This window comes from Jannaschia halovivens (genome assembly GCF_046452375.1).
Lineage (GTDB): Bacteria > Pseudomonadota > Alphaproteobacteria > Rhodobacterales > Rhodobacteraceae > Jannaschia > Jannaschia halovivens.
This window is the reverse complement of sequence record NZ_JBKFDJ010000001.1, coordinates 1,537,336-1,563,902: the sequence shown is the minus strand read 5'-3', so window position 1 is coordinate 1,563,902 and position 26,567 is coordinate 1,537,336. Positions and strand designations below refer to the sequence as shown.

23 protein-coding genes are annotated in these 26,567 nt (G+C 68.8%); 11 read left to right on the top strand and 12 right to left on the bottom strand.

The genetic code is table 11. The annotated features are described in order from the left end of the window. Nucleotides 1-8: 8 nt before the first annotated feature. From bhcC to ACK8OR_RS07895, 3 genes are all read left to right on the top strand, one after another. Nucleotides 9-1,169, top strand: a complete 1,161-nt coding sequence (bhcC, locus tag ACK8OR_RS07905; RefSeq protein WP_410188869.1) for a 3-hydroxy-D-aspartate aldolase BhcC — start codon at nt 9-11, stop codon at nt 1,167-1,169. A 59-nt stretch (nt 1,170-1,228) separates the two neighbouring features. After that, the gene (bhcD, locus tag ACK8OR_RS07900; protein ID WP_410188868.1) at nt 1,229-2,194 is read left to right on the top strand and encodes an iminosuccinate reductase BhcD; all 966 of its coding nucleotides are present in this window, start codon (nt 1,229-1,231) and stop codon (nt 2,192-2,194) included. Between the two features lie 133 nt (nt 2,195-2,327). After that, a complete protein-coding gene (locus ACK8OR_RS07895) occupies nt 2,328-4,118 on the top strand; it encodes an ATP-binding protein (protein ID WP_410188867.1) in 1,791 nt (596 codons plus the stop codon). A 329-nt stretch (nt 4,119-4,447) separates the two neighbouring features. Here ACK8OR_RS07895 and galE read toward each other — a convergent pair whose 3' ends face one another. Both galE and ACK8OR_RS07885 read right to left on the bottom strand, forming a co-directional pair. Then, nucleotides 4,448-5,488 carry a UDP-glucose 4-epimerase GalE gene (gene galE / locus ACK8OR_RS07890; protein ID WP_410188866.1) on the bottom strand — a complete coding sequence of 347 codons (1,041 nt, stop codon included), beginning with the start codon at nt 5,486-5,488 and terminating at the stop codon, nt 4,448-4,450. A gap of 3 nt (nt 5,489-5,491) precedes the next feature. Beyond that, the gene (locus ACK8OR_RS07885) at nt 5,492-5,830 is read right to left on the bottom strand and encodes an Hpt domain-containing protein (protein WP_410188865.1); all 339 of its coding nucleotides are present in this window, start codon (nt 5,828-5,830) and stop codon (nt 5,492-5,494) included. A gap of 161 nt (nt 5,831-5,991) precedes the next feature. Here ACK8OR_RS07885 and ACK8OR_RS07880 point away from each other — a divergent pair, with 161 nt between their 5' ends. The 3 genes from ACK8OR_RS07880 to ACK8OR_RS07870 are packed head-to-tail and all read left to right on the top strand — an operon-like array spanning nt 5,992 to nt 10,053. Continuing rightward, on the top strand, nt 5,992-7,656 hold the full coding sequence (locus ACK8OR_RS07880; RefSeq protein WP_410188864.1) for a TackOD1 domain-containing metal-binding protein: 1,665 nt from the start codon (nt 5,992-5,994) through the stop codon (nt 7,654-7,656). Then, on the top strand, nt 7,653-8,903 hold the full coding sequence (locus ACK8OR_RS07875) for a glycosyltransferase family 2 protein (RefSeq protein WP_410188863.1): 1,251 nt from the start codon (nt 7,653-7,655) through the stop codon (nt 8,901-8,903). Before ACK8OR_RS07880 ends, ACK8OR_RS07875 begins: the two co-directional genes overlap by 4 nt. 1 nt (nt 8,904) lies before the next feature. Next, entirely contained in the window at nt 8,905-10,053 is a 1,149-nt protein-coding gene (locus ACK8OR_RS07870) for an HlyD family secretion protein (protein ID WP_410188862.1), read from the top strand. Here the strand turns inward: ACK8OR_RS07870 and ACK8OR_RS07865 are convergent. The 7 genes from ACK8OR_RS07865 to ACK8OR_RS07835 all read right to left on the bottom strand — a co-directional run bounded on the left by ACK8OR_RS07865 (nt 9,987) and on the right by ACK8OR_RS07835 (nt 18,115). Beyond that, nucleotides 9,987-10,376, bottom strand: a complete 390-nt coding sequence (locus ACK8OR_RS07865; protein WP_410188861.1) for a response regulator — start codon at nt 10,374-10,376, stop codon at nt 9,987-9,989. The genes ACK8OR_RS07870 and ACK8OR_RS07865 overlap by 67 nt on opposite strands. A 201-nt stretch (nt 10,377-10,577) precedes the next feature. Next, nucleotides 10,578-13,217 carry an HWE histidine kinase domain-containing protein gene (locus ACK8OR_RS07860; protein WP_410188860.1) on the bottom strand — a complete coding sequence of 880 codons (2,640 nt, stop codon included), beginning with the start codon at nt 13,215-13,217 and terminating at the stop codon, nt 10,578-10,580. Further along, nucleotides 13,207-13,764 (bottom strand): biliverdin-producing heme oxygenase, encoded by a 558-nt coding sequence (locus tag ACK8OR_RS07855; RefSeq protein ID WP_410188859.1) that lies wholly within the window; start codon nt 13,762-13,764, stop codon nt 13,207-13,209. Before ACK8OR_RS07855 ends, ACK8OR_RS07860 begins: the two co-directional genes overlap by 11 nt. Nucleotides 13,765-13,868: 104 nt before the next feature. Continuing rightward, a complete protein-coding gene (locus ACK8OR_RS07850; RefSeq protein ID WP_410188858.1) occupies nt 13,869-15,026 on the bottom strand; it encodes a CaiB/BaiF CoA transferase family protein in 1,158 nt (385 codons plus the stop codon). Next, nucleotides 15,023-16,576 carry a tripartite tricarboxylate transporter permease gene (locus ACK8OR_RS07845; protein WP_410188857.1) on the bottom strand — a complete coding sequence of 518 codons (1,554 nt, stop codon included), beginning with the start codon at nt 16,574-16,576 and terminating at the stop codon, nt 15,023-15,025. The genes ACK8OR_RS07850 and ACK8OR_RS07845 overlap by 4 nt, the downstream gene beginning before the upstream one ends. Next, complete coding sequence (locus ACK8OR_RS07840) at nt 16,573-17,085, bottom strand: tripartite tricarboxylate transporter TctB family protein (RefSeq protein ID WP_410188856.1); 513 nt, start codon at nt 17,083-17,085, stop codon at nt 16,573-16,575. The genes ACK8OR_RS07845 and ACK8OR_RS07840 overlap by 4 nt, the downstream gene beginning before the upstream one ends. A gap of 67 nt (nt 17,086-17,152) precedes the next feature. Then, nucleotides 17,153-18,115: a Bug family tripartite tricarboxylate transporter substrate binding protein gene (locus ACK8OR_RS07835; RefSeq protein WP_410188855.1), complete on the bottom strand. Its 963-nt coding sequence runs from the start codon at nt 18,113-18,115 to the stop codon at nt 17,153-17,155. A 127-nt stretch (nt 18,116-18,242) separates the two neighbouring features. On the opposite strand from ACK8OR_RS07835, the gene ACK8OR_RS07830 reads away from it, so the two are divergent. Next, nucleotides 18,243-19,178 (top strand): LysR family transcriptional regulator, encoded by a 936-nt coding sequence (locus ACK8OR_RS07830; RefSeq protein ID WP_410188854.1) that lies wholly within the window; start codon nt 18,243-18,245, stop codon nt 19,176-19,178. Here the strand turns inward: ACK8OR_RS07830 and ACK8OR_RS07825 are convergent. Next, on the bottom strand, nt 19,157-19,915 hold the full coding sequence (locus ACK8OR_RS07825; RefSeq protein WP_410188853.1) for a sulfite exporter TauE/SafE family protein: 759 nt from the start codon (nt 19,913-19,915) through the stop codon (nt 19,157-19,159). The two genes, ACK8OR_RS07830 and ACK8OR_RS07825, sit on opposite strands and share 22 nt — an antisense overlap. A gap of 47 nt (nt 19,916-19,962) precedes the next feature. Here ACK8OR_RS07825 and ACK8OR_RS07820 point away from each other — a divergent pair, with 47 nt between their 5' ends. Further along, entirely contained in the window at nt 19,963-20,724 is a 762-nt protein-coding gene (locus ACK8OR_RS07820) for an alpha/beta fold hydrolase (RefSeq protein ID WP_410188852.1), read from the top strand. Here the strand turns inward: ACK8OR_RS07820 and ACK8OR_RS07815 are convergent. Both ACK8OR_RS07815 and ACK8OR_RS07810 read right to left on the bottom strand, forming a co-directional pair. Then, complete coding sequence (locus ACK8OR_RS07815) at nt 20,709-21,389, bottom strand: GntR family transcriptional regulator (RefSeq protein ID WP_410188851.1); 681 nt, start codon at nt 21,387-21,389, stop codon at nt 20,709-20,711. The two genes, ACK8OR_RS07820 and ACK8OR_RS07815, sit on opposite strands and share 16 nt — an antisense overlap. Further along, nucleotides 21,361-22,110, bottom strand: a complete 750-nt coding sequence (locus ACK8OR_RS07810) for an SDR family oxidoreductase (protein WP_410188850.1) — start codon at nt 22,108-22,110, stop codon at nt 21,361-21,363. Before ACK8OR_RS07810 ends, ACK8OR_RS07815 begins: the two co-directional genes overlap by 29 nt. 69 nt (nt 22,111-22,179) lie before the next feature. Between ACK8OR_RS07810 and ACK8OR_RS07805 the strand changes: the two genes are divergently transcribed. Genes ACK8OR_RS07805 through tcuA form a run of 3 tightly spaced genes read left to right on the top strand, consistent with a single transcriptional unit; the run spans nt 22,180 to nt 26,566 of the window. Continuing rightward, nucleotides 22,180-23,769: a thiamine pyrophosphate-binding protein gene (locus tag ACK8OR_RS07805; protein WP_410188849.1), complete on the top strand. Its 1,590-nt coding sequence runs from the start codon at nt 22,180-22,182 to the stop codon at nt 23,767-23,769. Then, the gene (locus tag ACK8OR_RS07800; protein ID WP_410188848.1) at nt 23,769-25,154 is read left to right on the top strand and encodes an aldehyde dehydrogenase family protein; all 1,386 of its coding nucleotides are present in this window, start codon (nt 23,769-23,771) and stop codon (nt 25,152-25,154) included. The genes ACK8OR_RS07805 and ACK8OR_RS07800 overlap by 1 nt, the downstream gene beginning before the upstream one ends. Further along, nucleotides 25,151-26,566: an FAD-dependent tricarballylate dehydrogenase TcuA gene (gene tcuA / locus ACK8OR_RS07795; protein ID WP_410188847.1), complete on the top strand. Its 1,416-nt coding sequence runs from the start codon at nt 25,151-25,153 to the stop codon at nt 26,564-26,566. The genes ACK8OR_RS07800 and tcuA overlap by 4 nt, the downstream gene beginning before the upstream one ends. The last annotated feature ends 1 nt before the right edge of the window (nt 26,567 follow it).

Genomic DNA, 26,567 nt, shown 5'->3' with positions numbered 1-26,567 from the left:
AGGACATCATGAAGGACCTGAATTTCGACGAGCTCGAGGTCGGCTACGACGTGCCCGCGATCCCCGGCATGGACGAGGCCGACGTCCAGACCCCTGCGCTGGTGCTGGACCTCGACGCGCTGGAGCGGAACATCAAGAAGATGGGCGATTTCGCCAAGTCGAAGGGCATGCGCCATCGCAGCCACGGCAAGATGCACAAGTCGGTCGATGTCCAGCACATGCAGCAGGATCTCGGCGGAGCCTGTGGCGTCTGCTGCCAGAAGGTGTCCGAGGCCGAGGTCTTCGCGCGGGGCGGCATCACCGACATCCTGGTCTCGAACCAGGTGACCCAGCCCGCCAAGATCAAGCGACTCGCCAACCTGCCGAAGCTGGGGGCGCGGACGATCTGCTGCGTCGACGATCCGGGCAACGTCGCCGACCTCTCGGCGGGCGCGGTCGAGGCGGGCACTCAGATCGAATGCCTCGTCGAGATCGATTGCGGCGCCGGGCGCTGTGGCGTGACTACCACGCCGCAGGTCGTCGAGATCGCCAAGGCCATCGACGCGGCCGAGGGTCTGCGTTTCGCGGGGCTGCAAGCCTACCAGGGCGCGATGCAGCATCTCGACAGCTATGACGAACGGCGCGCCAAGACCCAGATCGCCATCGACATGGTCCGCGAGGCGGTAGACGCGCTCAAGGCTGAGGGACTGGACTGCGACATCGTGGGCGGCGGCGGGACCGGCTCGTATTACTTCGAGAGCGGCTCGGGCGTCTTCAACGAGCTGCAATGCGGCTCCTACGCCTTCATGGACGCCGATTACGGCCGCATCCTCGACGAAAACGGAAACCGGATCGATGAGGGCGAGTGGGAGAACGCGCTCTTCATCCTGACCTCCGTGATGAGCCACGCCAAGGCCGACAAGGCGATCGTGGATGCCGGCCTCAAGGCCCAGTCGGTCGATAGCGGCCTGCCCACCATCTTCGGACGCAACGATGTCGAATACGTCAAATGCTCCGACGAGCATGGCGTCGTCATGGATCCCGACGGTGTCCTCAAGGTGAACGACAAGCTCAAGCTCGTGCCCGGCCACTGCGACCCGACCTGCAACGTCCATGACTGGTATGTGGGCGTCCGCGGCGGAAAGGTCGAGACGCTCTGGCCCGTCTCGGCTCGCGGCAAGGCCTACTGAACCACGTTCCGACGGGCGGCGGAGCCTCACGCCGCCCGTTCCATGTCCGGAGATCCCCCATGCTCATCGTTCCCGAATCCGCCATCGCGGACCTCATGACCGCCGACGAGTCCTTCACGGCCGTCGAAGCGGTCTTCGCCGCGATGTCGCGCGGCGACGCCTACAACTTCCCCGTCATCCGCGAGGCGATTGGCCACGCGGACGCGCTCTACGGGTTCAAGTCAGGCTTCGACCGCGCAGGCCTGAACCTCGGGTTGAAATCGGGCGGCTACTGGCCGGGCAACGAGGCCAAGGGCCTGACGAACCACCAATCGACGGTGTTCCTCTTCGACGCGGATACCGGCCAGTGTCGCGCGGTTGTGGGCGGTAACCTGTTGACGGCCCTCCGGACGGCGGCAGCCTCCGCCGTCTCGATCGCGCATCTCGCGCGGCCGGACGCCGAGGTCCTCGGCATGATCGGCGCGGGGCATCAATCGGTGTTCCAGATGCGCGCGGCCGTGCGTCAGCGGTCCTTCGAGAAGATCGTCGGTTGGAACTACCACCCCGAGATGCTCTCCCGCCTCGCCGACTGCGCAGCGGAGCTCGGTCTGCCCTTCGAGGACGCATCGCTGGAGGAGCTCGGCGCCCAGTCGGACGTCATCATCTCCATCACGTCATCGCAGGCCCCGTCGCTGATGGACGCCCATGTCACGCCGGGCACGCATATCGCCTGCATGGGCACAGACACCAAGGGCAAGCAGGAGGTCGAGGCCGCGATCCTCGGGCGTGCGACCGTCTTCACCGACGAGGTTGCGCAGTCGATCACCATCGGCGAAGCGCAGCACGCCGTGGGGCAGGGCCTGATCGCCGAAGCGGACGTGAACGAGATCGGAGCGGTCATCAACGGTACCCATCCGGGGCGCAGATCCGACGCGGAGATCACCCTCTTCGACGGCACCGGCGTCGGCCTTCAGGATCTTGCCGTCGCAAGCGCGGTGGTCGAGCGCGCTGTGGCCGCGGGTGTGGCCATCGACGTGGCGTTCTGAGGGCCGGGCCAGGCGGTGTCGCGGCATTTGAAAGAAATACGCGCGAGATGGGCGCCCGTCGGACCCAAGCAGCGGCCATGCCTTAAGACCCCGTAAAGGCATGGGCCCTATCCACGATCGGGATACCCGATGCATGGATGGGATGGGTTTGGAAAACGTTCTGCGAATGCTGGAATGTGCGTCGCTGCTTCTGCTCTGCGGCGTCTCGCTGGTGGTGGTTCGTGACCTGCAGACGATGTCGCCCCTGGGGCGCAAGCTGTTGCTCGGCTTGACGTTCTCGATCGTCGGCGTCCTCGTCATGCACAACCCGGTGGAGCCGATGGCCGGCGTCCGTGTCGATCCGCGGGCCGCCGTGATCGTGTTGGCCGCGGCATTCTGCGGCCCGCTGCCCGCGACGATCACGACGATCTCCCTTGCGCTGACGCGATACGTGACGGGCGGCATGGGCGCGTCCGTCGGCGTCATCTACATCGTGGCGACCGCGCTGGCGGCGATGGCCGTCTGGTTCTGGTGGCACAGGGTTCATCGCCAGCCCGTCAATCGGGTCTACGTGCTGATCCAGGCTGCGGTCGCGGGTGTGGTGCCGGTCTGCGTGATCCTTCTCTTCACCTCTTCCCCGCCCGAGATCTACTGGCTCAGCATCGCACTGACTTGGCCCACCAACCTGCTCTCGGTCTGGTTCATCGGCGATTTCGTTCTCAAGAACGCGGATCGGCGAGCGATCATCCGGGGCCGAAGCGAGGCCGAGGCCAAGACGCGAAAGATGGCTGCCTCGGCATCGGTCATCCTCTTCGAGATCACGCGGTCGCCCGGCGCCGATGCCCGGTTCACCTTCGTCACCGGCGCCACGCGACAGATCCTGCGCCAGCACGATGCCGGGCTTCTGGGCCAGACGACCCTTCTGGCCGGGGCGATCGCCGACGCCGATCGCGCGACCCTGGTGGAACGCCTCGAAGAGGCGCGCGTGCGCGGCCATGCCGTTTCGATGGAACTGCCGTGCCAGATCGACGACGACCTCCGGATCTGGCTGCGCGTGTCGGCGGACTACCGTGAAGAACGCGGCCCGGATCACGTCTGGGAGGGTATGATCGCCGATGTCACCGAAGAGCGCCGCACCGCCGAGATGAAGGACAATTTCATCTCGGTCGTCAGCCACGAGTTGCGGACACCGCTGACGGCCATCCAGGGCGCGCTCGGCATGGTCGAGGCGGGGGCCGGCGGTGAACTGCCGCCCAAGGCCGCGCGGATGGTGAAGATGGCGCGCCAGAACGGCGCCCGTCTTGCGCGGTTGGTTAACGACATCCTCGATATCGAACAGCTCCAGGAAGGGCAGATGCGCTTCCTCCTCAGGCGCGAAAGCGTACGCAGCATGGTCGAGACGGTGATGGCCTCGCTCCAGAATTACGCGCCCCAACGGGGGCTGACCTTCGCCCTCCGCGACGAGGGCGAGGGCGCGGATATCGTGGTCGACCGGCAGCGTTTCGAACAGATCCTCAGCAATCTCGTGTCCAACGCGCTCAAGTTCTCGCCCGACGGTGGGCTCGTCACGCTCGGCATTGATGGCGACGGAACAGACGTCCGCATTTCTGTGACTGACCAGGGGGCCGGCATCCCGAAGGAGTTTGCGCCGCGGATTTTCGAGCGGTTCGAACAGGCCGAGGCCCCCGACACCCGGCGGATGAGCGGGACAGGCCTGGGTCTCAACATCGCCCGCGCGCTGACCGTGGGCATGGGCGGCGAGATCGATTTCGAGAGTTCCCCTGACGGCACGACCTTCGTCCTGCGCTTCCCGCTCGCGGATGCCGTCCAGAAAGACGGCTCCGAGGCCTCCACGACACCCCCAAAGGCGGGTCTGGCCGAAAAGGACACCGGCCACCCCGCCGCAGCCCCGGCTCTCGCCGCGCTCGCCCGCCCGGTGGGCTGATGCCGGAGTAGCGGCGGTTACCGGCTAGGCAGCAAGCTGCAGCTTTCGATCTGAAGGCCCATAGTGCCAAGGGTCGAGCCGTGCGCTTTGGCAGCTTGCGTCGAACCGCCCTGCGCGATCGAGCCGAGATCGACTAAACATTTGCAGGACGACGTTTGTGGATAAACGAAGGAGATGAGGGGTCGCTCTGGGCTCTGGTGGCACCGCGCAGGGTGGGGTGACGATACGAGCTGCACCTCCGATCAGCATCCGAACGCCCTTGGGGTGAATGCGCATCCAATCAGACAAACAGAAGTAGCGTACGAGATGCTTCACATCCCACGCGCCGTTTAGGCCGGTCTTCGATCCCGCGTCATCGCACCACGGTCACAAACGACGTCGCGTAGCATCGGCGTTTCGTTATCCGTTTTGAGCAGGGCGAGCACTCGGGCATAGGCCAGCGTGTCGGCACAGATCTCGCGCAGACCGTAACGCGGCGCAAAACCCAGCACCTCTCGGATCCGCTGCGCATCGGCGACGATCTCGGCGATGTCGCCGGCCCGGCGGGGACGATGGACGGTCGGAATGCGGCGGCCCAGGACCGCCTCCATCGCCGCTACGGCTTCGAGCACGGATACGCCGCGCTCGCTGCCGCAATTGAGGGTGACCGAGGCCCCGCCCCGCTGCAGATGGTCGAGCGCGCTGAGATGCGCGCGCGCGATATCGCTGACATGGATGAAGTCGCGGATCGCGCTGCCATCGCGCGTGTCGAAATCCGTGCCGAACACGGAGAGTTCGGGTCGCCGTCCCATCGCGACCGCGCAGAGCCGCGCGATCAGGTGCGCCGCATCCGGGTTCCGTTGGCCGACCCGGCCCGTCGGATCCGCCCCCGCGACATTGAAGTAGCGCAGGATGACATGCCGAAGGCCCTGCGTGTTCCGCACCGCCCGTTCGGCGGCGAGCTTGGTTGCGCCATACGGGCTCAGGGGGACGGTCGCATCGGTTTCGGCAGCGCGCTGTGTATCGGCGCCATAGACCGCGGCGGTCGAGGACAGGATGACGTCGCGGATCCCGTGGCCCCGGCAGAGCGCCGCCAGGCGTGCCGTCTTCACCTCGTTCTCGAGAATGTAGAGATCGGGATCCGTCATCGATTCGGAGACGGAGATCCGGGCCGCGAAATGGACCACGGCTGTCACGCGATGCGCGCCCGCGATCCGCGCCAGCAGCGCGGGATCGGCGACATCGCCCTCGTAGAACGGGACCGAAGGGTCGATCGCGTCCCTATGACCCGACGACAGGTCGTCGAGCACGATGACCGGGCGCCCCGCATCGCGGCAGGCCAGCACGAAGTGAGAGCCGATATACCCGCATCCGCCGGTGACCAGGATCATGGTCTAGCCGAACGTTCCGAGAAGGCTGGAATCCCGGACGCCGGTCGCGTCACGGGCCCGCAAGAGATCGATCGCGCGGGCGACGATCATGGCCCGTTCGCCCCGATCTGGCGCGGGGCCGCCAGCCGTCAGCGCGGTTTCCAATCGCTCCGTCGCGGCACAGATCGCGCCATAGCCCATCGTGCCGCTGCTGCCTTTCAGGGTGTGGACGCGGCGGATCAGATCCGCGCTCGCGCCGCAGCCGGACCGGGCGAGATGCTTGACCTCGACGAGAATCGCGTCGACCTCGGCGCTGGTCCGAGCGTGGTGCCGATCGAGCAGGGCGGAGATTCGGTCGTCCATGTCGACGGTCTAGCGACAGGTGATTAACAGCCTGCAAATGCAGGGAGAATAACCGCCCGCATCGCAATCCGCCGGCGGTTAGCGAAGTCGTAACCCTCGGCGTCCTAGCGTGCCGGACGATGGATCTTTCGGCGACAGACGACTTCAAGGACGGCCGATCGGTGCGCCCGGTCGACGTCCTTCTGGTGGAGGACAGCTCGGCGATTCAGGACCTGATCGAGCTGATGCTCGGGGCCGCCGGGCATCACGTCACCATCGCGGGCAGCGGGGCGGTCGCGCTCGACGCGCTGGCCACGACCGAGTTCGACGTCGTCCTGTGCGACTTCCATCTGCCCGACATCACCGGCCTCGACGTCGTGCGCCGCTTCAAGGAGAGCGCGGGCACGCGCCCGCAGCCGAGCTTCGTCGCCATCACCGGCGATGTCCGGGGCCTGCTCGCGGATCGCGCCAATTGCGAGATGTTCGACCGTGTGGTGGCCAAGCCGCTCGACATCGATCTGATCCGCGAGCTGGTGGAGCAGCCGCGGGGTGCCCCCGGCCCGGCGACGGCGCCGGTGCCCGCCCCGACACGCACCGCGATCGACACCTTGGGCCTGGCCCTCGCGGAATGGCCCCATGCGGCGGGTCCGGCCTGGCCCCCCGGCCTCGACGGTTACGACGCGATACTCGTGCGCGAGGCGGTCGATCTGCCGCGTCTGTGGTCCATCCCGGGCGTGAACCTGATGCCCGTGCTCGATGCCACCGGCCAACTGGAGGAGAGCGCCGATCTCGACGTCTCGACCATTGCGGGGCCCGATGCCGGGCGCATCACCGCGCTGGTCGACGTCTTTCACGACCGCCGCCGCGAGATCCATCCCGACATCCTGCGCAGCCGCGACGCGGCCGATCGCATGCTTTGCCGCCTGCATCTGGCCGGGGGCACGCTGACGCCGCGCCTGTCGAACGCGCATGACGGGCTGGCCGCTTGGAATACGATCGCCGATCCACGCGACATCGACGCGCTCCTGACGCGGCTTCGCTCCGACGATCTGGTCACGACGACCTTCTACGAGCGGCTCCATGCCTGCCCCAACTGCCGCTCGGGACATGTCGTCGTCCGCGAGGAATGCCCGACCTGCGCCTCCTCCCATCTCGAAGATGACAGCTATCTGCACCATTTCCGCTGCGCCTTTCAGGCCCCCGAGGGGGACTTCCGGCAGGGCGACGATCTCATCTGCCCGAAATGCCGCCGCGAGCTGTCGCATTTCGGGCGCGACTACGATCGACCCGGGACGATGATCCGATGCCACGCCTGCGGGGAGGTCACCTCGGACGCGGTGGTCGCGTTCATCTGCACGGAATGCACCAGCCGGACCGACGCCGACCGCATGCCGGTCCGCGATATCGTGGCGGCCAAGACGACCGAGGCCGGCCGCGCATATCTGCGCGCGGGTTCGTCCTATCTGGGGCCGGGGCGGACGGCCCTTCGCTTCGGGGATTTCCCGCTGGAGCTGACGATTGCGCTCAACCGTGCGGCCCGCGACTACAACGAGGCGAAGACGCCCTTCGCGCTGGGGTATATCCGCTATGACCGGCTGCCGGATATCGAGAGTGCGCGCGCCGCACGTGACACGCGACGTCTCTGGCTCGAGACGTTTCAGCGCGCGCTGGGCGAGGGCGCCTTCGTCGCGAAGGGGCGGGCCAACGACTTCTTCCTGCTCTTCGGAGCCGACCGATCCGCCGTCGATGACCTGGTCGAGCGGGCGCGCGTGCAGGCCGACGGCGTCGTCCGCCGCGATCTCGGCTGCCAGTTCGAACTCTTCGGACCCGAGGATCTAGCCAGTTGACCGAGCTTGCCTCCGCCATCGCTTATCTCGAGGCCCAGAGCTTCGACAGCCTTCTTGCACTCTTCTGGTTCGTCGCGATCTTCGAGCTGCCGCGCTACGGCATCCCGTTCCTGCTGACGGCGCTGACGCCGGGACGCACACGCCCGTCGGCCGAATTCGAGGGCCGGGTCAGCGTCATCATCGCGGGCCATAGCGAGGAGCAGGCGATCGCGGCCTGCGTCCACGGCCTTGTCGAGCAATCCCGCCGCCCCGACGAGATCGTCGTCGTCAGCGACGGGTCGTCGGACGCGATGCGGCGGCGGATCGCCGAGCTCCGCGCCGCGGGGTTGATCGACGCGGTCCACGCGACCGACCTGCGGTCCGGCAAGTCGGCGGGCACGAACATGGCGGCCCGGCTAAGCACCGGGCAAATCGTCATCAATGTCGATTGCGACTGCTCGTTCGACCGCTACGCCATCCGCAACGTGCTGCGCCCCTTCGCCGACCCGGCCGTCGCGGCCGTCTGCGGCAACATCCTGCCGCGCAATACCGATCGCAGTCTGATCGCCCGCTTTCAGGCGATCGAATACGCGATCTCGATCTCGCTGGGCAAACAGGCCGGCGACCGGCTCGACCAGATCACCTGCGTGTCCGGCGCGTTCGGGGCCTTCCGGCGCGATGCCTACGACGCGGTAGGCGGGCTCGACGCCGGAGGCGGCGAGGATCTGGACCTCACGCTCTCGCTGCGCCAGGCCGGATGGGGCATCCGCTTCGCCGCCGATGCGATGTGCTATACCGACGTGCCCGCGACCCGCGCCGCCCTCGTCGGCCAGCGGCTTCGATGGGAGCGCGACGCGGTGCGGTTACGATATCGCAAGCACGCGCGCATGCTGAACCCCTTCGCGTCCGGTTTCCGCGTGTCGGAACTGGTCCACGAACTGGAATTCCTTCTCTTCAACGTCGTGGCGGCGGCGGCGCTGCCGGTCTATGTCCTGTGGCTCTTCGCGATGTACGGCGCGTCCGCCTGGATCGTGATGGGCGCGGCGCAACTGGGTCTGATGGTGCTCGACCTACTGGTCTTCATCTTGGCCGCGTCGCGCACACCGAAGCTCGACGGGCTGTCCCTCCTGCCGGACGTGCCGGGGTACAGTCTCTTTTCGATCTACATGCGCATGGTACGGCTGGCCGCATATCTACAGGAATGGATCTTCCGCAGCTCCTACGCGGACAATTATGTGCCCGAAAAGGTGCACCGGGTCCGGGGCTAGGATGCTGCGTCGCCTGAAAACCCGGCCGCGCGCCGATGCGATGGTCAATGGCCCGCCGCCGAAGCGGCGCAACATCGATCGCACGATCTACCTCATCCTGCTTGCGGTCTTCTTCGCGGCGCTCGGCAACTACCTTCTGGGCGAGCGGCTGTTCCTGCGCGCTGACGGCATCGTCCTGAAGAACCGCAGCGTGATCGCCGCGACCGCGCTGGTCCGCGTGACCGAGGTTGCCGTGGCGCCGGGGCAGACGGTCGCGGCCGGCGATGTCCTGTTGCGCGCGGAATCGCTCGACGTGCTTGGCCGACTCGCGGAACTGTCGATGCAGGACGCGGCGCTGGCCGAGCGTCAGGCCACGCTCCGGTCCGAGCGCGGCGTCGTCGAAAGCCGCCTTCCCGAAGCGATTGACCGACTCGATACCTATCGCGACCGGTTGGCGCAGATCCTCGCCTATCGGCGCGGGGTGCCGACCCTGCGACGTGAGGCGGTCGAGACCGAAGTCTATGCCTCGCAGGCCGAAGTCACGACGCTCCGCGCCAGCCTCGAAGGCCTCAGCCAGGAGATCGAGGCGGTGGAATCCGCCCGCCGCCATGCCGAGGGCGCCATCTCCAAGCTGCGCACACATTACGCCGAGGGGCGGCATCTCGCCGGTGTCGGCGGCATCGTCGGTGGCGAGGTCCCCGCGCCGGGCGAGGTCTATCTGCCAGGCAAGCCGATCCTCGTGCTGCTCTGGGGCGAACCCTACGTGCTCGCCTACCTCCCGAAGACTTATCTCTTCGCTATCGAGAACGGCGACCGGGTGCACATCTCCAGCGGGCAACTGACCCATTCCGGCCGGATCGAGGCAATCCTTCCGGTGTCGCAATCCATCCCCGACGAGTTCCGGACGGCCTTCCGTCTCGACGAAAGCAAGCAACTCGCGCGGGTCCGGTTGGATCGCGCAGCGCCGTTCCCGATCCACTCGACCGTGCGGATTTCCCGCGTTTCGGGCGTGGGTGCCACGCTGCGACGCGGGTTTGCAGGGCTGCTCGGGCGACTGGGTGTGGGCGATGCACCGCCCGAGCGCGCTATGGCGCGAGGCGATCCTCAGGACCTGACGGCTGCTGCGCGCCACAGGTCCGTGACCCGATCGGCGAGCGTCACGGGGTCGTAGGGCTTGGAGATCACGCCCACGGCCCCGAGCGCGCGCAACTCCTCGCATTCCGCCGGAAGGGCCTTCGCTGTCATGAAGACCACGGGGACATCTGCCAAAGCATCTGTGCGCATGATGCGGCCAAACAGCGTCTTGCCATCCATCGCCGGCATCATCACGTCGAGCAGGATCAGGTCAGGGGCGAATGCCGCCATTTCTGCCAAGGCCTCGGCTCCCGACGCGTAGGTCTGCACGGTGAAGTCCGCGAAGCTGGTCAGTGCGATCTCCGTCAGCTCGCGGATATCGTCCTCATCCTCGACATAGGCGACACGAAGGGCGGTCATTGGATCGGTTCCGCGCCAAAGGGTGGGGCCGGCGCGCGGGGGGGCGTCGCGCGGACGGGCTGGCCGAGCTTTGGCACGCCCGCATTCAGGTCCGCTTTCAGATCAGGCAATCCCGGTCCCATTCGGAGGCCATCACGACGGCTCCGGGGTCTCCACTCCGGTCGGGTCGGCGGGACCAATCCGATATGGTCTCGGACAGGGTTAGAGCATGGCATGAGAGCTGTTCGTTTTCGGGTCGCGCTCTGCGTGCCGGGCCAGTTCGGTAGCCAGGGCAGCGCTGAGGTCGTTCAGGCTGTAGGGCTTCACCATGATCGTGACATCGGGATACCCGTCGAGCGCGCTTTGATCCGTGCCGTAGCCCGTGGCCAGGATGAACGGTATGCCCTGGGCGTGAAGCCGCTGCGCCACGGCGATCGACACCTCGTCGCCGAGATTGACGTCCAGCACAGCGCATTGGATCGACGCTTCGTCCATCACCTTCAGCGCGACGCGCACCGAGCTTGCGATCTGCACGCGGGACGCGCCCAGCTTGGCGAGCTTTGCCTTCGTGTCCATCGCGATCACGATATTGTCCTCGACGAGGAGGAGTTCGAGACCGTCGAGCGGCGTCGGTGCGGCCGGCGTCGTGTCCGCCGCGGGCATCGGTGGCTCGGGCTGCGCGCCGACCGGCGCCGGGGAGGCTTCGCGGCGCTCTCCGGCTGCGGTCACCGTCTTGAAATGGGACGCCGGGACGGCAAATTGGGCGACGAGACCCGAGACGTTGAAGCGAACGTCCGACAGGCCTTGCAGGTCGAACGGGATCGAATGGTTCACGATGGTCGACCCGAAGCCTTCGCGCGTAGGGGCCTGCACGGTCGGGCCGCCCCGTTCAGCCCAGTGGATGACGTAGGCGCCCGTGCGGTCGATCCGGCAGGAGAGGTGAATGCGACCGTGTCGCGACGAGAGCGCGCCGTATTTCATCGCGTTGGTCACCAGTTCGTGTACCACGAGCGCCAGCGTGGTGAAGGCCTGCGGCTCCAGCCGCACGTCGGTCCCCTCGAGGAGGACGGCATCGCCGTCGTTCTGGGTGTATGCGGCGATCTCGGCGGTCACGAGCTGGAAGAACGAGGCTGCTGCCCAATCCTGCTGTGTCAGTTGGTCGTGGGCGCGGGCCAGCGCCTGGATGCGGGATTCGAGGTTCGCGACATAGGTCTCCAGCGACGGGTCGGCGCGGTTCGCCTGCGAGACGATTCCGCTGATCAGGCTGAGGATGTTCCGGACCCGGTGATTGAGCTCGGCGATCAGGAGTTCCTGCTTCTGGCGCAGATGCCGGGCGATGCGCCCGGCTTCGTCCGTGACCTTCAGTACGACCTCGAGGAGCGAGTGGCGTAGCGTGTCCGCAATGCTCAGATGCCGGTCGGTCCAAGGTGCGCACCGGCCCCGGATGTCCTCCTGCCAGGCCGCGAAACTGGTGCGCGGGCTCAGGCGCGGTTGCCCGTCGACGAATGTCACCGGTTTTTCGGGACGGCCGGCCCAGGTCACCGAGCGGCGCACCTCCGATCGGAAGAGCACGATGTAGTCGCGCGGACTTCGGGAGATCGGGAGGACGAGAATCCCGGCGACGCGGTCCGACAGGGCGGCCGCGCCGGCATAGCGCTCGGCCAGGTGGTCGGTGGCGAAGACGTTTCCCATGGTCATGGTGTTTAGGAACCGGACGAGCCGCATGAATTCGTCTTCAGTGGGCGCGGCCCCGAGGGAGACGTATCGATCGTCGGAGAAGATGGCGATGCCGTCGAACTCGATCAGCTCGTGGATCTCGTCCGCGAGGTCGGGGAAGCCGTCGAAGAGTCCGAGCCCGTTCGAGACGCGCAGCATGATGCGGTCATGCAGGGCCTTGGTATCGGCCAGTTCCTCGCGGAGTTCGGCGTTCTGGCGGTCGGCGAGTTCGTAGGACACCAGTTGCGTGAAGAGTTCGATCGCGGTCCGCCGTTCGTAATCGACATATCGCGGGGCATCGTGGTGGCATGCGAAAAGCCCCCAGAGCGTGCCGTTCTGGATGATCGAGGACGACATCGACGCCTGCACGCCCATGTTGCGCAGGTATTGCAGGTGCACGGGCGAGACGGCGCGCGTCACGGCGCCCGACAGGTCGACAGCGTCGCCGTTGGGGCATCGCGCCGGGACGACGTCGAGCACCTCGGCATCGACATCGGCGATCAGCCGGAGGTGGTTCTTGCGGTAGAGCGCGCGTGCCTGCTTGGGAATGTCGCTGGCCGGGTAGCGCAGGCCGAGGAAGCTTTCGGCACCCGGCGCCACCGCCTCGGCCACCACCTGACCGCTGCCGTCCGCGCCGAACCGGTAGACCATCACCCGGTCGAAGCCGCACAGAGCGCGCATGGCGCTGGCCGCCGCGCGCAACAGGTCGTCGGGATGCTCCTGCACGCGGACGGTCGCAAGCAATGTCTGGACGAGCTCCATGTCGTTGCGCGGGGCGAGATCGGCCTTCTGCTCGAATTCGTAGATGAACCCGCGATCCGTCGGGTGAATCGAGATGTCGAAGCGGCGCCCGTCATCGAAGAGGTCGGCTCCGAACACGCGGCAGGCCTGGTTGCCGGCGTTGAGGACCTGGGTGCGGCCGCGCAGCATATGGGCGACGGAGTCGCTGAACAGCGCGGCGAATGGGGTGCCGACGAGGTCCTCGGCGGGGACGCTCAGAATGCCTGCGACGTTGCTGGAGACATGCAGGATCAGCCAGTCGGCCGAAATCGCGATGAGGCATCCGAACGGCTGCACGCGTGCCAGAAGATGGATCGGCTCGCGGTCGCAGGAGGTAAGATCGAGGTCGCGCGCGCTATCCGGCATGGCTGAGATCCGAAGGGCTGCGCCGGGCGGCATGGGCGTAGATGTCGAAGATGCGCCCGGCATCGGCGACGACGCGGTCGGGCGTGTCCCCGGTGGCGGGCGTCGCGGCGAGACGGTGGCAGAGCGCCTTCCAGAACGGGGGCACAAAGGGCGTGGTCAGGAACCGGCTGGTGAGGCGGACGGGCGTCCGGGGCAGGGCGGCCCATTGACGGTGCAGAAAGGACATGCCGATCTGCGAGCCCCAGACCGCGTAGCGCAACGCATCCGGATGCAGGGGCCCGGTCGAGGGCGATGGCACCGCGGCAGGCGGGGCCGGGCGACCCAAGCACCGGAGGTCCTGGCGGATCCGCCCCCGCATCGCCGCGATGTCGCGCCGCACGTCTTCGCCGGCCCGTCGGTCCGCGCGCGCGTCGAGCAAGGTCAGCGCGCCGAGATGCGCGGTCAGGAAATCCCCGTACCGTCCCGGTTGGACGATATCGTAGGCGCCGAAGCGGGCATCCACGTCCGCATGGGCGGTGCGCGTCTCGCGGCGGAGGCGGTCTCGCAATGACATCGTATCGGCACCCGTTCGTCAGCGTGCCGGTCTTCTAGCGGGCCATCGCCTAAGGCTCCGTTAAGGGCGGGCCGGTTCGTGCCACATCGGGCACGGCGTCAGGACTTGGCGTCGGGCAAGCCCAGTTCTGCCAGGACGTCGTCCGTGTCCGCCCCGAGCGGACGGGGGCCGGTCGAGGGGACGGCGGTATGACCGCCGATGCGAAACGGCAGGGTGGGGACGGAGGCGTCGCCCATCGGCGCGAGGAAGCCGCGCGCCGCGATCTGCGGCATGTCCAGTGCGGCGTCGAGAGTTTGCAGGCGCGCGGCCGGGACGCCCGCCGCCCGGAAGCTGCGCTCCCAATCGATCGCATCGCGTGGGGCGAGCGCGTCGATCAGGGCCGCTTCCATCGCTTCGGCATGTGCGGCGCGCGCGGCCCGGTCGGCGAAGCGCGGGTCGTCGAGCCACTCCTCGCGGCCGAGCGTCTGCGCCAACGCGTGGAACTGGTGCTCCTCGTTCACCCCGAGCGAGAGATGCCCGGTCCGGCAGGGAAAGGTACCCGCCGCGGGCGAGCGCGAGTTGGCCGCGTTGCCGCGTGGGCCGGGCACCTGGCCGGTGGCGGTCATGTCGGCCACCTGCGAGGCCATCATGGTCAGGCCCGTCTCGAGCATGGAGACGTCGACGAACGTGCCCGATCCCGTCCGCGCCCGCTCGACCAGGGCGGCGCAGATCGCGAAACCCGCCGCCATCGCCGCGCCGTAGTCGATCACCGGCGCCCCGGCGCGCAGCGGGCCCGACGCGGACGTGCCCGTGACCGACATCATCCCGCAGGCGGCCTGGATGTTCACGTCGTAAGCCGGCGCATCCTCGAGCGCGCCGCCGCGTCCGTAGCCGGTCATCGCGCAGTGAATCAGGCGCGGGTATCGCGTCGTCAGATCGTCCAGCCCGAGCCGTCGGAGCGTCGCGGGCAGGTGGTTCTCGACCAGCACGTCGGCGCGGTCGAGAAGGCGGTGCATCGCCTCGGATCCGGCCTCGGTCTGGAGGTCGAGGACGACGGAGCGCTTGCCGCCCGCCTGTGCCAGCCACGCGGTCGAGCGGCCCGCCGCCGCGGCGTCGGAATCGGTCCCGCCACGCCAGCGCATTGCCTCGCCGTCCGGGCCCTCGACCTTGACGACCTCGGCGCCGAGAAGGCCGAGCATGTAGGCGCAGGCCGGACCGGCGAGCACATGGGTGAAGTCGACGACGCGGAGGCCGTCCAGCGGGCCGCGCCCGGTCATGCCGTGGCATCCCGGCGGGCCGCGCGGCGGGTCGAGATCAGCCGCAGCACCACGACGATCGCTCCGGCCAGAAGGAACCCGCCCGCCACGGGTTCGCGCAGGAAGATGAGCGCGCCGTCGTCGCTGAGCAGGAGCGCCTGGCGGAACGATTCCTCCATCGGGCGGGCGAGGACATAGGCGATGACGAAGGCCGCGGGCGCGAAGCCCGTACGCCGCATCAGGTAGCCGACCACCCCGAAGAGAAGGGCAATGGCGACGTCGAGGATCGAGGCGCGGGCGGAATAGGAGGCGGCGACGGCGGTCAGGAAGATGAACGGATAGAGATAGCGCGGCGGCACCCGCGCGATGGTCTTGCCGATCAGCGGCCCGCCCCAGAACCCAAGGAAGCCGTAGGCCGCGATCCCCACGAGCCCTGCTGCAAAGAGCGCGAAGATCAGTTCGCGCGACGAGAAGAAATCGCCGCTGTCGGTGATGATCATATTGCTCTCGGAGAAGAGCAGCGGGCCGACCTGGATGCCGTGGATCAGGAAGACGCCGATCAGGACCGCCGCGACCGTCGAGCCCGGCACGCCGAGCGTCAGGAGCGGGATCATCGACGGGCCCGACACGGCGTTGTTGGCGCTTTCGGGCGCGGCGATGCCCTCGATCACACCGGTGCCCCACTCTTCGCGATTGGACGCACGGCGCTTTTCCTCGCCGTAAGCCACGAAGCAGGCGACCGACGAGCCGAGGCCCGGCATCATGCCGATGACGCTGCCCATGATGGAGGATCGGAACATCAGCGGGATCAGGCGGCGAACCTCGGCGAAGGAGAGGTGATCGCGGCGGTGGATATCGGCGAGGCCCGCATCGACGACCGCCGCCTTGCCTGCCCGCTCGGCCTGAATGACGATCTCGGACACGACGAAGACCCCGATCAGGAGCGGGACGAGCGACATGCCGTCGCGCAGGTCCTGCGTGCCGAAGGTCAGGCGCGGCGTGTTTGTGATGATGTCCACACCGATCAGCGCCACGAGCGCGCCGAGGATCGTCGACAGGATCCCCTTGGTGATCGATTGCCCGACGACCGAGCCGATCACCACGAAAGCCATCAGGTAGATCGCGAAATACTCGGTGGGGCCGAAGGTGCGCGTGTAGGTCGCGATCCAGACCGCCCCGAAGATCAGGACGATCTCGCCCACGTAGTCGCCGAAGACGCTGGCGACCGTGGCCGTTCGCAGCGCCCGGTTCGGCTGGCCGCGCCGTGCCATCGGATGGCCGTCCTGCATGGTCGCGGCACTCGCCGCCGTGCCGGGCGTGTTGAAGAGGATCGCCGCGATGGAGCCGCCGTAGCGGCCGGACTTTCCGATCACGTAGAGAAAGGCCAGCGCGGGGAGCGGCCCGAGATAGAAGCTGAGCGGCAGCAGCATCGCGATGGCGGCCGAGGCGGTAAGGCCGGGCAGTGCGCCGAAGACGATGCCGACGAAGGCCGCAAGCAGAGTGAAGAACAGCGCCTGCGGGTCCGAGAAGAGCATCCCGAAGCCGCCGATCAGATCCTGGAGCGCGGTCATCGCGGCGTCACCGGGTTCGACAGCCAGCGCAGGTTGAGAAGCGCGCCGCGCGGGTCGAGAAGGCCCATATAACCCATGAAGATCACCTGATACGCGATACCCGCAATCAGCGGCAGCACCACCAGCATCACCGGGCTGCGGACACCGAAGACCCAGAGCGCCATCGCCATCCCGAGGATCGTGGCCATCATGTAGCCCATGGCCCAGAACGCGAACGTATAGACGGCCCCCGCGCCGATCACGGCGGCCACCCGGCGCAGGTCGCTATCGGCGAAGCCGAAGCCCGGCTCGGGCGGTGTGCCGTGTCCAACGCGCCACCACGCGCCGAGGCCGATGGACGCGCCGAGCACGATCATCGCGACGGCCAGGAACAGCGGCACCGCGCGCGGCCCCACGGCCTCGTAGGAGGCGGGATCAATGCGCCAGGCTTCGAACGCGAAGACGGCACCGATGGCGATGACGGTCGCGGCGACGCCAAGGTCGATGCGGGTGCGGGCGGTCAGGGGCATGGGTGCTCCGATGCGGTCGGGGGCGCGGTCGCAACCGCGCCCCCGACCTCTCCGGGAGAGATCGGTATCAGTTCTGCGCCGCCGTCACCTCGGCCACGACCGGCGCAAAGGTATCGTAGAGCCGCGACAGGTTCTCGGCGCCCGCCTCGGGCGTCAGGTGCATCGCGGCGAGGCCCGAGCGACCCATGAAGCGGCCGAAGCCCTCCATCTCGGTCACGGCCTGGATCGCCGCGGAGATGTCGGTCACGACCTCCTCGGGCAGACCGACCGGCCCGTAGACGCACATCGGCCCCGTCACGTTCAGCCCGTCCAGCCCCTGTTCGGCGAAGGTCGGCACGTCTTCGTTGGCGGGATCGCGCTCCAGCGACGGGACGCCGAGAACCTTGATATCCGCCTCGAACCCGTCGACGAGCTGGTTGCCGTTGAAGCTGGCCGTCACGTCGCCTGCCACGAGGGCGTTGCGCGCGTTCGAGCCGCCGCGGAACGGGACAACCTGATGGTCGATCTCGTTCGCGTTCATGAAGAGATGGCCGACGATGGCGTGCATCGTCGCGGCCCCCGAGGTCGACCAGCGGACGGTCTCGCCCGACGCCTTGACCGCTTCGACCCAGTCGGAGGCCGAATCCGCCGGATGATCCGCCGGGACCTGAAGGCCGGTCACGAGCTGGGTGACGCAGCCGAGGTTTTCGAGGCGCGCACGGGGGTCGAACTCGGCCTCGGGCGTGGCCAGCGAAGTGGCCGACAGCGTGCCGTTGTTGATGATGTAGAGCGTGTAGCCGTCGGCATCCGCGTCCGCGACGGTCTGCGCCGCCTGAAGGCCCGAGCCGCCCGGCTGGTTCACGACGACCATCGGCATTTCGTTCATCGTCGGCGCCCCGGCCACGAAGGACCCGAAGCCCCGCGCCGAGGTATCCGTGCCGCCCCCGGCCGAGAAGCCGACGATCAGGCGCACAGGGCGCTCGGGGTAATCCGCCAGCGCGGCCGTTGCGGTCGCGGCGAGAACCGTACCGGCGATCAGAATCTTGGACATGTCTTCCTCCCTTGCAGGCCGTCTCTCCCCGGACGGCACCTTGCATGGTAGGCTGCCACGGCGTACGGGGCTTCTACAATTGAGAAGATTTTCGGTTCTCTTGCGAAAAGCGAAAGGGTGCGGCGCGATGCGAACGGAGGCACTGAGGGCATTCCAGACGGTGGCCGAACTCGGCTCGCTGACGGCCGCGGCGCGGGTGCTCAATATGTCCGAGCCCGCGCTGTCGCGGCAGATCGCGGGGCTGGAGGCCTCGCTCCAGCTAACGCTGTTCGACCGCTCGCGCCGCCAGCTTCGCACGACCGAGACCGGGCGCGCGTTCCTCGACGAATTGCAGCCCGTGCTCGCCGGGCTGGAGCGGATCGGCGACTTCGCCGACGAGGTCCGGGCGGGCGCGCGGCGTCGCCTCCGGCTGGTGTCGATGCCGCGCCTGTCGACGGCCATCACCGCACCCGTGGTCGCCCGCTTCAAGGCCGCGCATCCCGATGTGGAGCTGTCGGTCGACGTGCAGCCCCGACGCCTGCTCGAGACATGGATCACCGGGCAGCGCTTCGATGTCGGGCTGTCGTCGCTGCCCGCGCGGCACCGCGATATCGACACGCGCCTCCTCTTCGAATTGCCCGCGGTCCTCGTCCTGCCCCGCGGGCACCGTCTGGAAGGGTCCGAGACCGTCGCCATCGACGAGATCGGGGATGACCCGTTCATCACGCTCGGGCGGGGGACGTTGTTGCGCCAACAGACCGAGGCGATCTTCGGCCATGCCAACGCGATCCTCTCGCCCGCCGTCGAGGTCGGCACGACGCATCTCGCCTGCCAGCTCGTCGCGATCGGCGCGGGCGTGACGATCTGCGACCCGATGCTGCCGGCGGCCCAGCCCGACCTGCTGACGACGGTGCCGCTGCGCCCCTATTATCCGATGGCTTTCGGGATGCATTTCCTGCGCGGCCAGACGCTCGTCCCGGAGGCGGATGCGCTGGTGCGCGTGACGCGGACGGTCGCCGCGGACTTCCTCGAGCAGATCGGCCTGCCGCCCCAGCCCGAGGGTCAGGCCAGCGCCAGCCGGTAGAAGTTCAACCCCCCGAAGATCGTCAGCACGTCGAGCGCGCGGCCATGGCCCCGCTCCGAGACGCGGCGGAGCGCCTTCTGTCCGATCCAGTTGCCTGGCAGCGTCGCCAGGCCGACCAGAAGGCCGAGCGCCAGCCAGCCGCCGCCGAGAAGGTCGCTGCCGCCATAGACCGTGCTGCGCGTGACGTTCATCGAAAGCGCGATCGCGGCCAGCGTGCCGACGAATTGCCGCCGGTCGAGCCCGTGCCCGGTCAGGAACGGGATCAGCAGCATCCCCGCGCCGATCGACGCCCCCGAGACGAGGCCGTAGACGCCCCCCGCGCCGGTCAGCATGGGTCGGGATGCGCGGATCTCGTTGCGCGCGGCCCAGTGGCGCAGGGGCACCGAGGCGAGGATCGTCGTGCCGAGGATCAGCGCGATCGTGGTCGCGTCGAGATGCGCGTAGAGCAACGCCCCCGCGACGACCATCGGAACGGTCGAGATCATCACGGCCCGGTAGGCGCTCCAGTGCAATGCGTCACGGTTGAGAAAGAGCCGCGCGATGCCGGACATGGTCAGCGACAAGGCGAGGACGGGCACCACCGCGGTGACCCCGATCAGCGGAGCCAGCACGATGGCCATCAGGAAGCCGCCGCCGATCCCGGTCGCGCCGTGGATCGCCGAGGCGACGACCGCCGCAAGCAGCACGAGCGCGACGGTCACGACGCCCAGCTCGGCGATCGCGCTCAGGTCCAGCACTTGCGCCCCCCGGCTCCGGCGGCCAGCCTCGGGCGATGTTCCGCACTGTGAGAGACGCGACCTTCCGGGTGCGCCGCCGCTCCGCCGCGGCCGGCGCGCCGGAGCTGGTCTTCGTGCCCGCCCTCGGGACCGGCGCTTGGGTCTGGGAGGGGGTCGCCGAACGGATGCCGACGGCGTGGGGCATCACGCTCTACGATCTGCGCGGGCAGGGGCGGTCGGGCGGACAGGGCGAGCGAATCTCGGACCACGCCGCCGATCTTCTGGCCCTCGCGCCGGAGGGCGCGGTGGTCTGTGGGCTCTCGATCGGGGGGCAGATCGCGATGCGCGCCGCGCTGGACGCGCCCGATCGCTTCGCCGGGCTGGTTCTCGCGGACACGGCGCCCCGGATTGGATCGGCGGAATACTACGACGCGCGCGCCAAGCGGATCGAGGCCGAGGGCATGGCCCCCTTCGCTGCCGAGCAGGTGCGCCGCTGGTTCGCGCCGGCTTTCGACGATGCAAACGTGATCGCGCGGGCGCAGCGGGCGCTCGCGGCCCAGCCCGTCGCGGGCTATCTCGCGGCCTGTCGCGCCATCGGAGCCTGCAACCTGAGTGCGGATCTTGCGCGCCTGAAGCTGCCCGTGCTGTGCCTCGGCGGGGCCGAGGACGTCTCGACCCCGCCTGACACGATGCGCGCTCTCGCCGCGGGTCTGCCGCGCGCCACCTGCGAGATCGTCGCGGGCGCGGGGCACCTGCCGCCGGTCGAGACCCCCGACGCGGTCGCGGCACTCGTGGCGGCATTCGTGCGCGACCGTCACCCGGCGCCGTAGAGCAGCCGCAGCCGCGCCTGATGCGCCTGCATGATATGCGCCCGCGCCGCCGCCTCGGCCGCGTCGGGCGCGCGGGCGGCGATGGCGTCGAGGATGGCCGCATGCTCGACGCCGGCCGCAGCGATACGACCGGGCATCCCCAGCGTCGTCGGCCCCAGCAGCGCCAGCGATCCCTCGACGCCTTCCATGGCGGTCAGCAGGAACCGGTTATGGGCCGCGTCCCGGATCGCGCGGTGGAAGACGGCGTTGCGCCGCGACGCCTCCGCGGCGCCCTTGTCGTCCGCCTCGGACGGCTGCGTCGCGAGCAATTCGCGCAGCGCCGCGATCTCGGCCTCGCTGCCATGCTGCGCGGCGAGGCGGGCGGCGGTCCCCTCGAGCACACCGCGGATCAGGTAGAGCTCGGTGATCTGCTGCGGGTCGAGGCGGCGCACGACGACGCCCCGATGGGGCACATGCTCCAGAAGGCCGTCCTGTTCGAGCCGCCGCATCGCTTCGCGGACCGGGGTGCGCGACAGCCCCAGCTCGTCACCGAGCGCGGTCTCGCGGAGGCGGTCACCGGGTTGGATCGCGCCCGACAGGATGCGGTCGCGGATCGCGTCGTAGGCGCTGGCGGCGGTGGTGGTCAGGACGGCCTCCTCAGAACTGGTAGCGGCGCAGGCCGCCATCGACGGCGATCATCGTCCCGGTGATGTAGGACGCCAGCGGCGAGCATAGGAAGACCGCAAGCGCGGCCAATTCCTCCGGCTCGCCATATCGGCCCACAGGGATCTCGGTGCGGGACTGCTCGGCGCGATATTCGGGGCTGTAGTTGCGACGGATCTGGTCGGACATGATGCGGCCGGGCGCGAGGCAGTTGACCGTCACGCCGTCCGGTCCGACTTCGCGGCTGAGCCCCTTGGACCAGGAATGGATGCCGGCCTTGGCGCAGAACGCGCCGTTCACGCCCTCGGGCTCGGACTTGCCCGTGATGTTGACGATCCGGCCCCAGCCCCGGCCGACCATATCGGGCAGGATCGCCGTGGCGATCTGGCGGGGCCGGGTGAAGTTGAGCGTCAGCGCCTCGTCCCACTGCGCCTCGGTGGCGTCCTTGCCGAACGGGCGCGACCCGCCCGCATTGTTCACGAGGATGTCGACCGGCCCGACCGCGGCCCGGGCCGCGTCGCGGACATGCGCGGCCACGTCCGTATCCTGCAATTCGGCCATGACCGTGTGACAGGTCCCGCCATCGGCCTCGATCCCGGCCTTCGTCTCGGTCAGCGTCGCCTCGTTGCGTCCGGTGATCACCACCGCCGCCCCCTCGGCGGCCATCATCCGCGCGATCGCCTGACCGATGCCCGCATTGCCGCCCGTAACGAGCGCGACCTTGCCGCTCAGTTGCAAATCCATCAAATCCTCCTGTTGACCTCAGATTGCATACAAACGTATCCAATACGGGAAATCTACCCCGAGGTCCCCATGAACCTGTCCGAAACCTGCGCGAGATACCTCAAGGCCGCCGGCATCGGCACGGTCTTCGGCTATCCCGGTGACCCGTCCGTCGGCTTCCTCGAGGCCTGCCGGACCGAGGGGATCGAGTTCGTGCTGGCCCGCCGCGAGGGCACGGCAGGTCTGATGGCCGAGGCTGCGGGGATGCTGACCGGGCGGCCCGGCGTCTGCCTGTCGACGCTCGGCCCCGGCTCCACCAACCTCGTGAACGCGGTGGCCAATGCGTGGCTGGACCGCGTGCCGATGCTGGCGCTGTCGGGTCAGATCGACACCGCGCGGGCGCCGATCTTCACCCATCAGGTCGTGGACCAGCGCGCGATCTTCGTACCGGTCAGCAAATGGGCCGCCGACCTCGCGCCGAACACGGTCGGAACGGTATTACGCAAGGCGCATCGCACGGCCGTCGCGCCGCGACCCGGCCCTGTCCACCTGACGATGCATGCCGACCACGTGACCGCCGAGGCCGAGGATGACCGCATCCAGTTGCCGCCCACCGAGACGGCGGGGCAGGTGCTGATCCATTCCGGTACGCTGCCCGAGGCGCGCATCGCGGCGGCCCGCCGTCCACTGATCCTCTTCGGGATCTCGGCGATGCAGTCGGAGGCCGGCCCCGAGATCGTCGCACTCGCCGAGCGGATCGGTGCGGCCATTGTCGCTGGGCCCATGGCCAAGGGCACCGTGGATGAGGCGCATCCGCGGTTCGCCGGCACGCTCGACATGGCCTGCCAAGGGCTGATGTGGGATGTCATGCGCTCCGCCGACCTCGTCATCTGCGCGGGCTTCGACGCGGTCGAGCTGATCAAGCCGTGGTCGGTCAGCGCACCGGTGATCCATATCGACCAGTTGCCCAATACCGACCAGATCTATGCGGCCGAAACCGAGATTGTCGGCTCGATCGGCCCAATGCTCGCTGCCCTGGCCGATGCGGTGCCCGCCGCGCCTGGCTGGCCCGAGCGCGCCCTCGCGGACCACCGCGCCGCGCTTCAGACGGCCTTTGATGCAGGACGGGTCGGCGGGGTGCTGAACCCGTCGGACGTGATCCGCGTGGCCCGCGACGTGCTACCCGCGGACAGCATCGCCTCGACCGATGTCGGATCGCACAAGCTTTTGGTGGGGCAGGGGTGGCGGCCGCAGGGCACGCGGCGCTTCCTGATGACCAACGGGCTGTCGTCGATGGGCTTCTCGCTGCCCGCCGCCATCGCGGCCAAGCACCTGATGCCCGACGAGACCGTGATCTGCTTTACCGGCGATGGCGGCCTCGCGATGGTACAATCCGAGCTGCGGCTTGCGGCCTCGCTCAAGCTAGGGCTCAAGGTCCTGGTCTTCGTCGACAACTCGCTCAACCGGATCGAGCTGAAGCAGATGGCGCGGCAGGTCCCCTCGACCGGCACCGTCATCGAGGAAACGGCACTGGCGCCGCTGGCCGAATCGATGGGCTGCCATGCCATCATGGCCGAGGACGAGACGGCGCTTGCCGACGCGCTGGCCGCCGACCCGGGCGACGTGCCGCTGGTAATCGGCGCACGGATCGACCCTGCGCAATACGCGGCCCAGTTCTGATGGTCGGGTCGCTGATCGACGGTGCGCTGCGGGCCGACGGACCCGCGATCGAGGTGCTGGACAAGTTCCACCTTCGCCCGCTCGATCCGCTCCGGGCCGCCACGCCGCGCGACATCGAGGCTGCGCTCGCCGCCGCCGCGTCCTATGCCGCCGCCCCGCTGGCCCCGCCCGACCGTGCCGCGTGCCTGCGGGCCGCGGCCGACCTGATCGACGCACGGCAGGACGAGATCGCCGCCGCCATCGTGGCCGAGGCCGGCTTCCCGCGGCGCGACGCCCTCTCCGAGATCGCGCGCACGATCGCCACCCTGCGGCTCTCGGCCGAGGAGGCGACGCGCATCACGGGCGAGATGGTGCCCTTCGACGGCGCGGTCGCCGGGCGCGTCGGCTTCACGATGCGCGTGCCGGTGGGCACGGTCGTCGCCATCACGCCGTTCAACGCGCCCCTCAACACGCCCGCCCACAAGGTCGGCCCGGCGCTGGCGGCGGGCAACGCGGTGATCCTCAAGCCGTCCGAAAAGACGCCGAGCGCCGCGAACATGCTGGTCCGGGCACTGCTCGACGCCGGTCTCTCGCCCGGCGCGGCGCAGACCGTGCAGGGCGGGCCGGATGTCGCGCAGGCGTTGCTGGCCGATCCGCGCCCGGCCTTCTACGCCTTCACCGGCTCGACCGAGGCGGGGGCCGCGATCCACCGGGCGGCGGGCCTTCGCCGCACGCAGATGGAACTGGGCTCGATCGCCGCGACCATCGTGCTCGACGGCGATCTCGAGACGATCGCGGCCAAGTGCGCCGCCGCGAGCTTTCGCAAGGCTGGGCAGGTCTGCACCTCGATCCAGACCCTCTACGTGGCGCGGGACGTGCATGACGCCTTCCGCCACGCCTATCTGGCGGCGGCCGGCAGGCTGGTGACGGGCGACCCGGCAGAGGAAGGGACCGATATCGGCCCCATGATCTCCGAGGCCGCCGCCGCCCGCGTCGAGGCGATGATCGCGGGCGCGACGCCACTTCTGGCGGGCGCGCGCGACCGGGCGCTGATGCCGCCCACCGTCATCGCCGATCCCCCGGCCGCCATGTTCGAGCACGAACTCTTCGGTCCCGTCACCGCGCTGATCCCCGTGGACGGTCTGGACGATGCCGTCGCACGGGTGAACGCGACGCGCTACGGGTTGGCCACGGGCGTCTTCACGCAGGATGTCGGGGCCGCCTTCCGCGCGGCGCACACGCTCCATGTCGGCGGCGTCCACATCAACGAAACCTCGTCGAGCCGCGTCGACCTGATGCCTTATGGCGGGGTCAAGGCGTCGGGCTTCGGGCAGGAGGGCCCCCGGCACGCGATCCGCGAGATGACCGAGGCGCGGCTCGTTACGTTTTCGGGGCTGGGCGCGTGACCGATATCCTGATCGCCGGGGGCGGCAACGCGGCGCTCTGCGCGGCCATCTGCGCGGCGCGGGGCGGCGCGCGGGTGCTGATCGCAGAGGCGGCACCCAAGGCGATGCGCGGTGGAAACACCCGTCACACCCGCAACTGCCGCGTTGCCCATGACGCGGGCAACGGCATCCTGACCGGACCCTACCCGGTCGAGGAATATCTCGACGACCTGATGCGCGTGACCGATGGCCGGACCGACGCAGAATTGGCCGAACTGACGCTTCAGCGCTCCGCCGGGATCTGGGACTTTCTCGAGACGCAAGGCGTCCGCTTCCAGCCGTCGCTGGGTGGCACGCTAAGCCTCGGGCGGACCAATGCGTTCTTTCTCGGGGGCGGGCGCTCGATGCTCAACGCGCTCTATCGCACGGCAGAGGATCTCGGGGTCGAGATCCGCTACGACACCCGCGTCGCCGCCCTCGAGATCGACCGCGGCACCTTCGTCGCCGCCACGCTCGAATCCGGATGGGACACCGACCGCCCCGCGCCCGAACGGGTCCAGGCCCGCGCCTTCGTCGCCGCCTCCGGTGGGTTCGAAGCCAATGTCGAATGGTTGCGGGAGGGTTGGGGCGAGGCCGCGGAGAATTTCCTGATCCGGGGCACCCCCTACAACACCGGCGGCGTCCTGCGCCTGATGCTGGACGCGGGCGCCGAGCGGGTTGGCACGGTCGATCAGTTCCACGCGGTCGCGGTGGACGGTCGCGCCCCGCGCTTCGACGGCGGCATCGTCACCCGGCTCGACTGCTTGCCGTTCGGGATCGTGGTGAACCGCGACGGCGTGCGGTTCTACGACGAGGGCGAGGATTTCTGGCCCAAGCGCTACGCCATCTGGGGCCGTCTCGTGGCGGCGCAGCCCGACCAGGTCGGTCACGTCATCATCGACGCGAAATCGGCGGACAGCTTCATGCCTTCGGTCTTTCCGCCGACGGTCGACGACACGCTGGAGGGGCTCGCGACGCAGATCGGGATCGACCCCGACGCGTTGTCGGACACGGTGGCGCGGTTCAACGCGGCCTGCGTCCCCGGTGCGTTCGATCCCGCGATCCACGACGATTGCCGCACCGAGGGGCTGACGCCGCCCAAGTCGCATTGGGCCCGCCCGATCGACACGCCGCCGTTCCGGGCCTACTCGCTGCGTCCGGGCATCACCTTCACCTATATGGGCCTTCGGGTGAACCGCGACGCCCGCGTCCTCTTCGACGGGGCGGCCAGCCCGAACATCTTCGCGGCGGGCGAGATCATGGCGGGCAACGTGCTGGGGCAGGGGTATCTCGCCGGGATCGGCATGACCATCGGCACGGTCTTCGGGCGCATCGCGGGCGAGACCGCCGCGCGCGGTCTGTCCAACGCCCCGACGCGGGACCGCGTCGCATGAG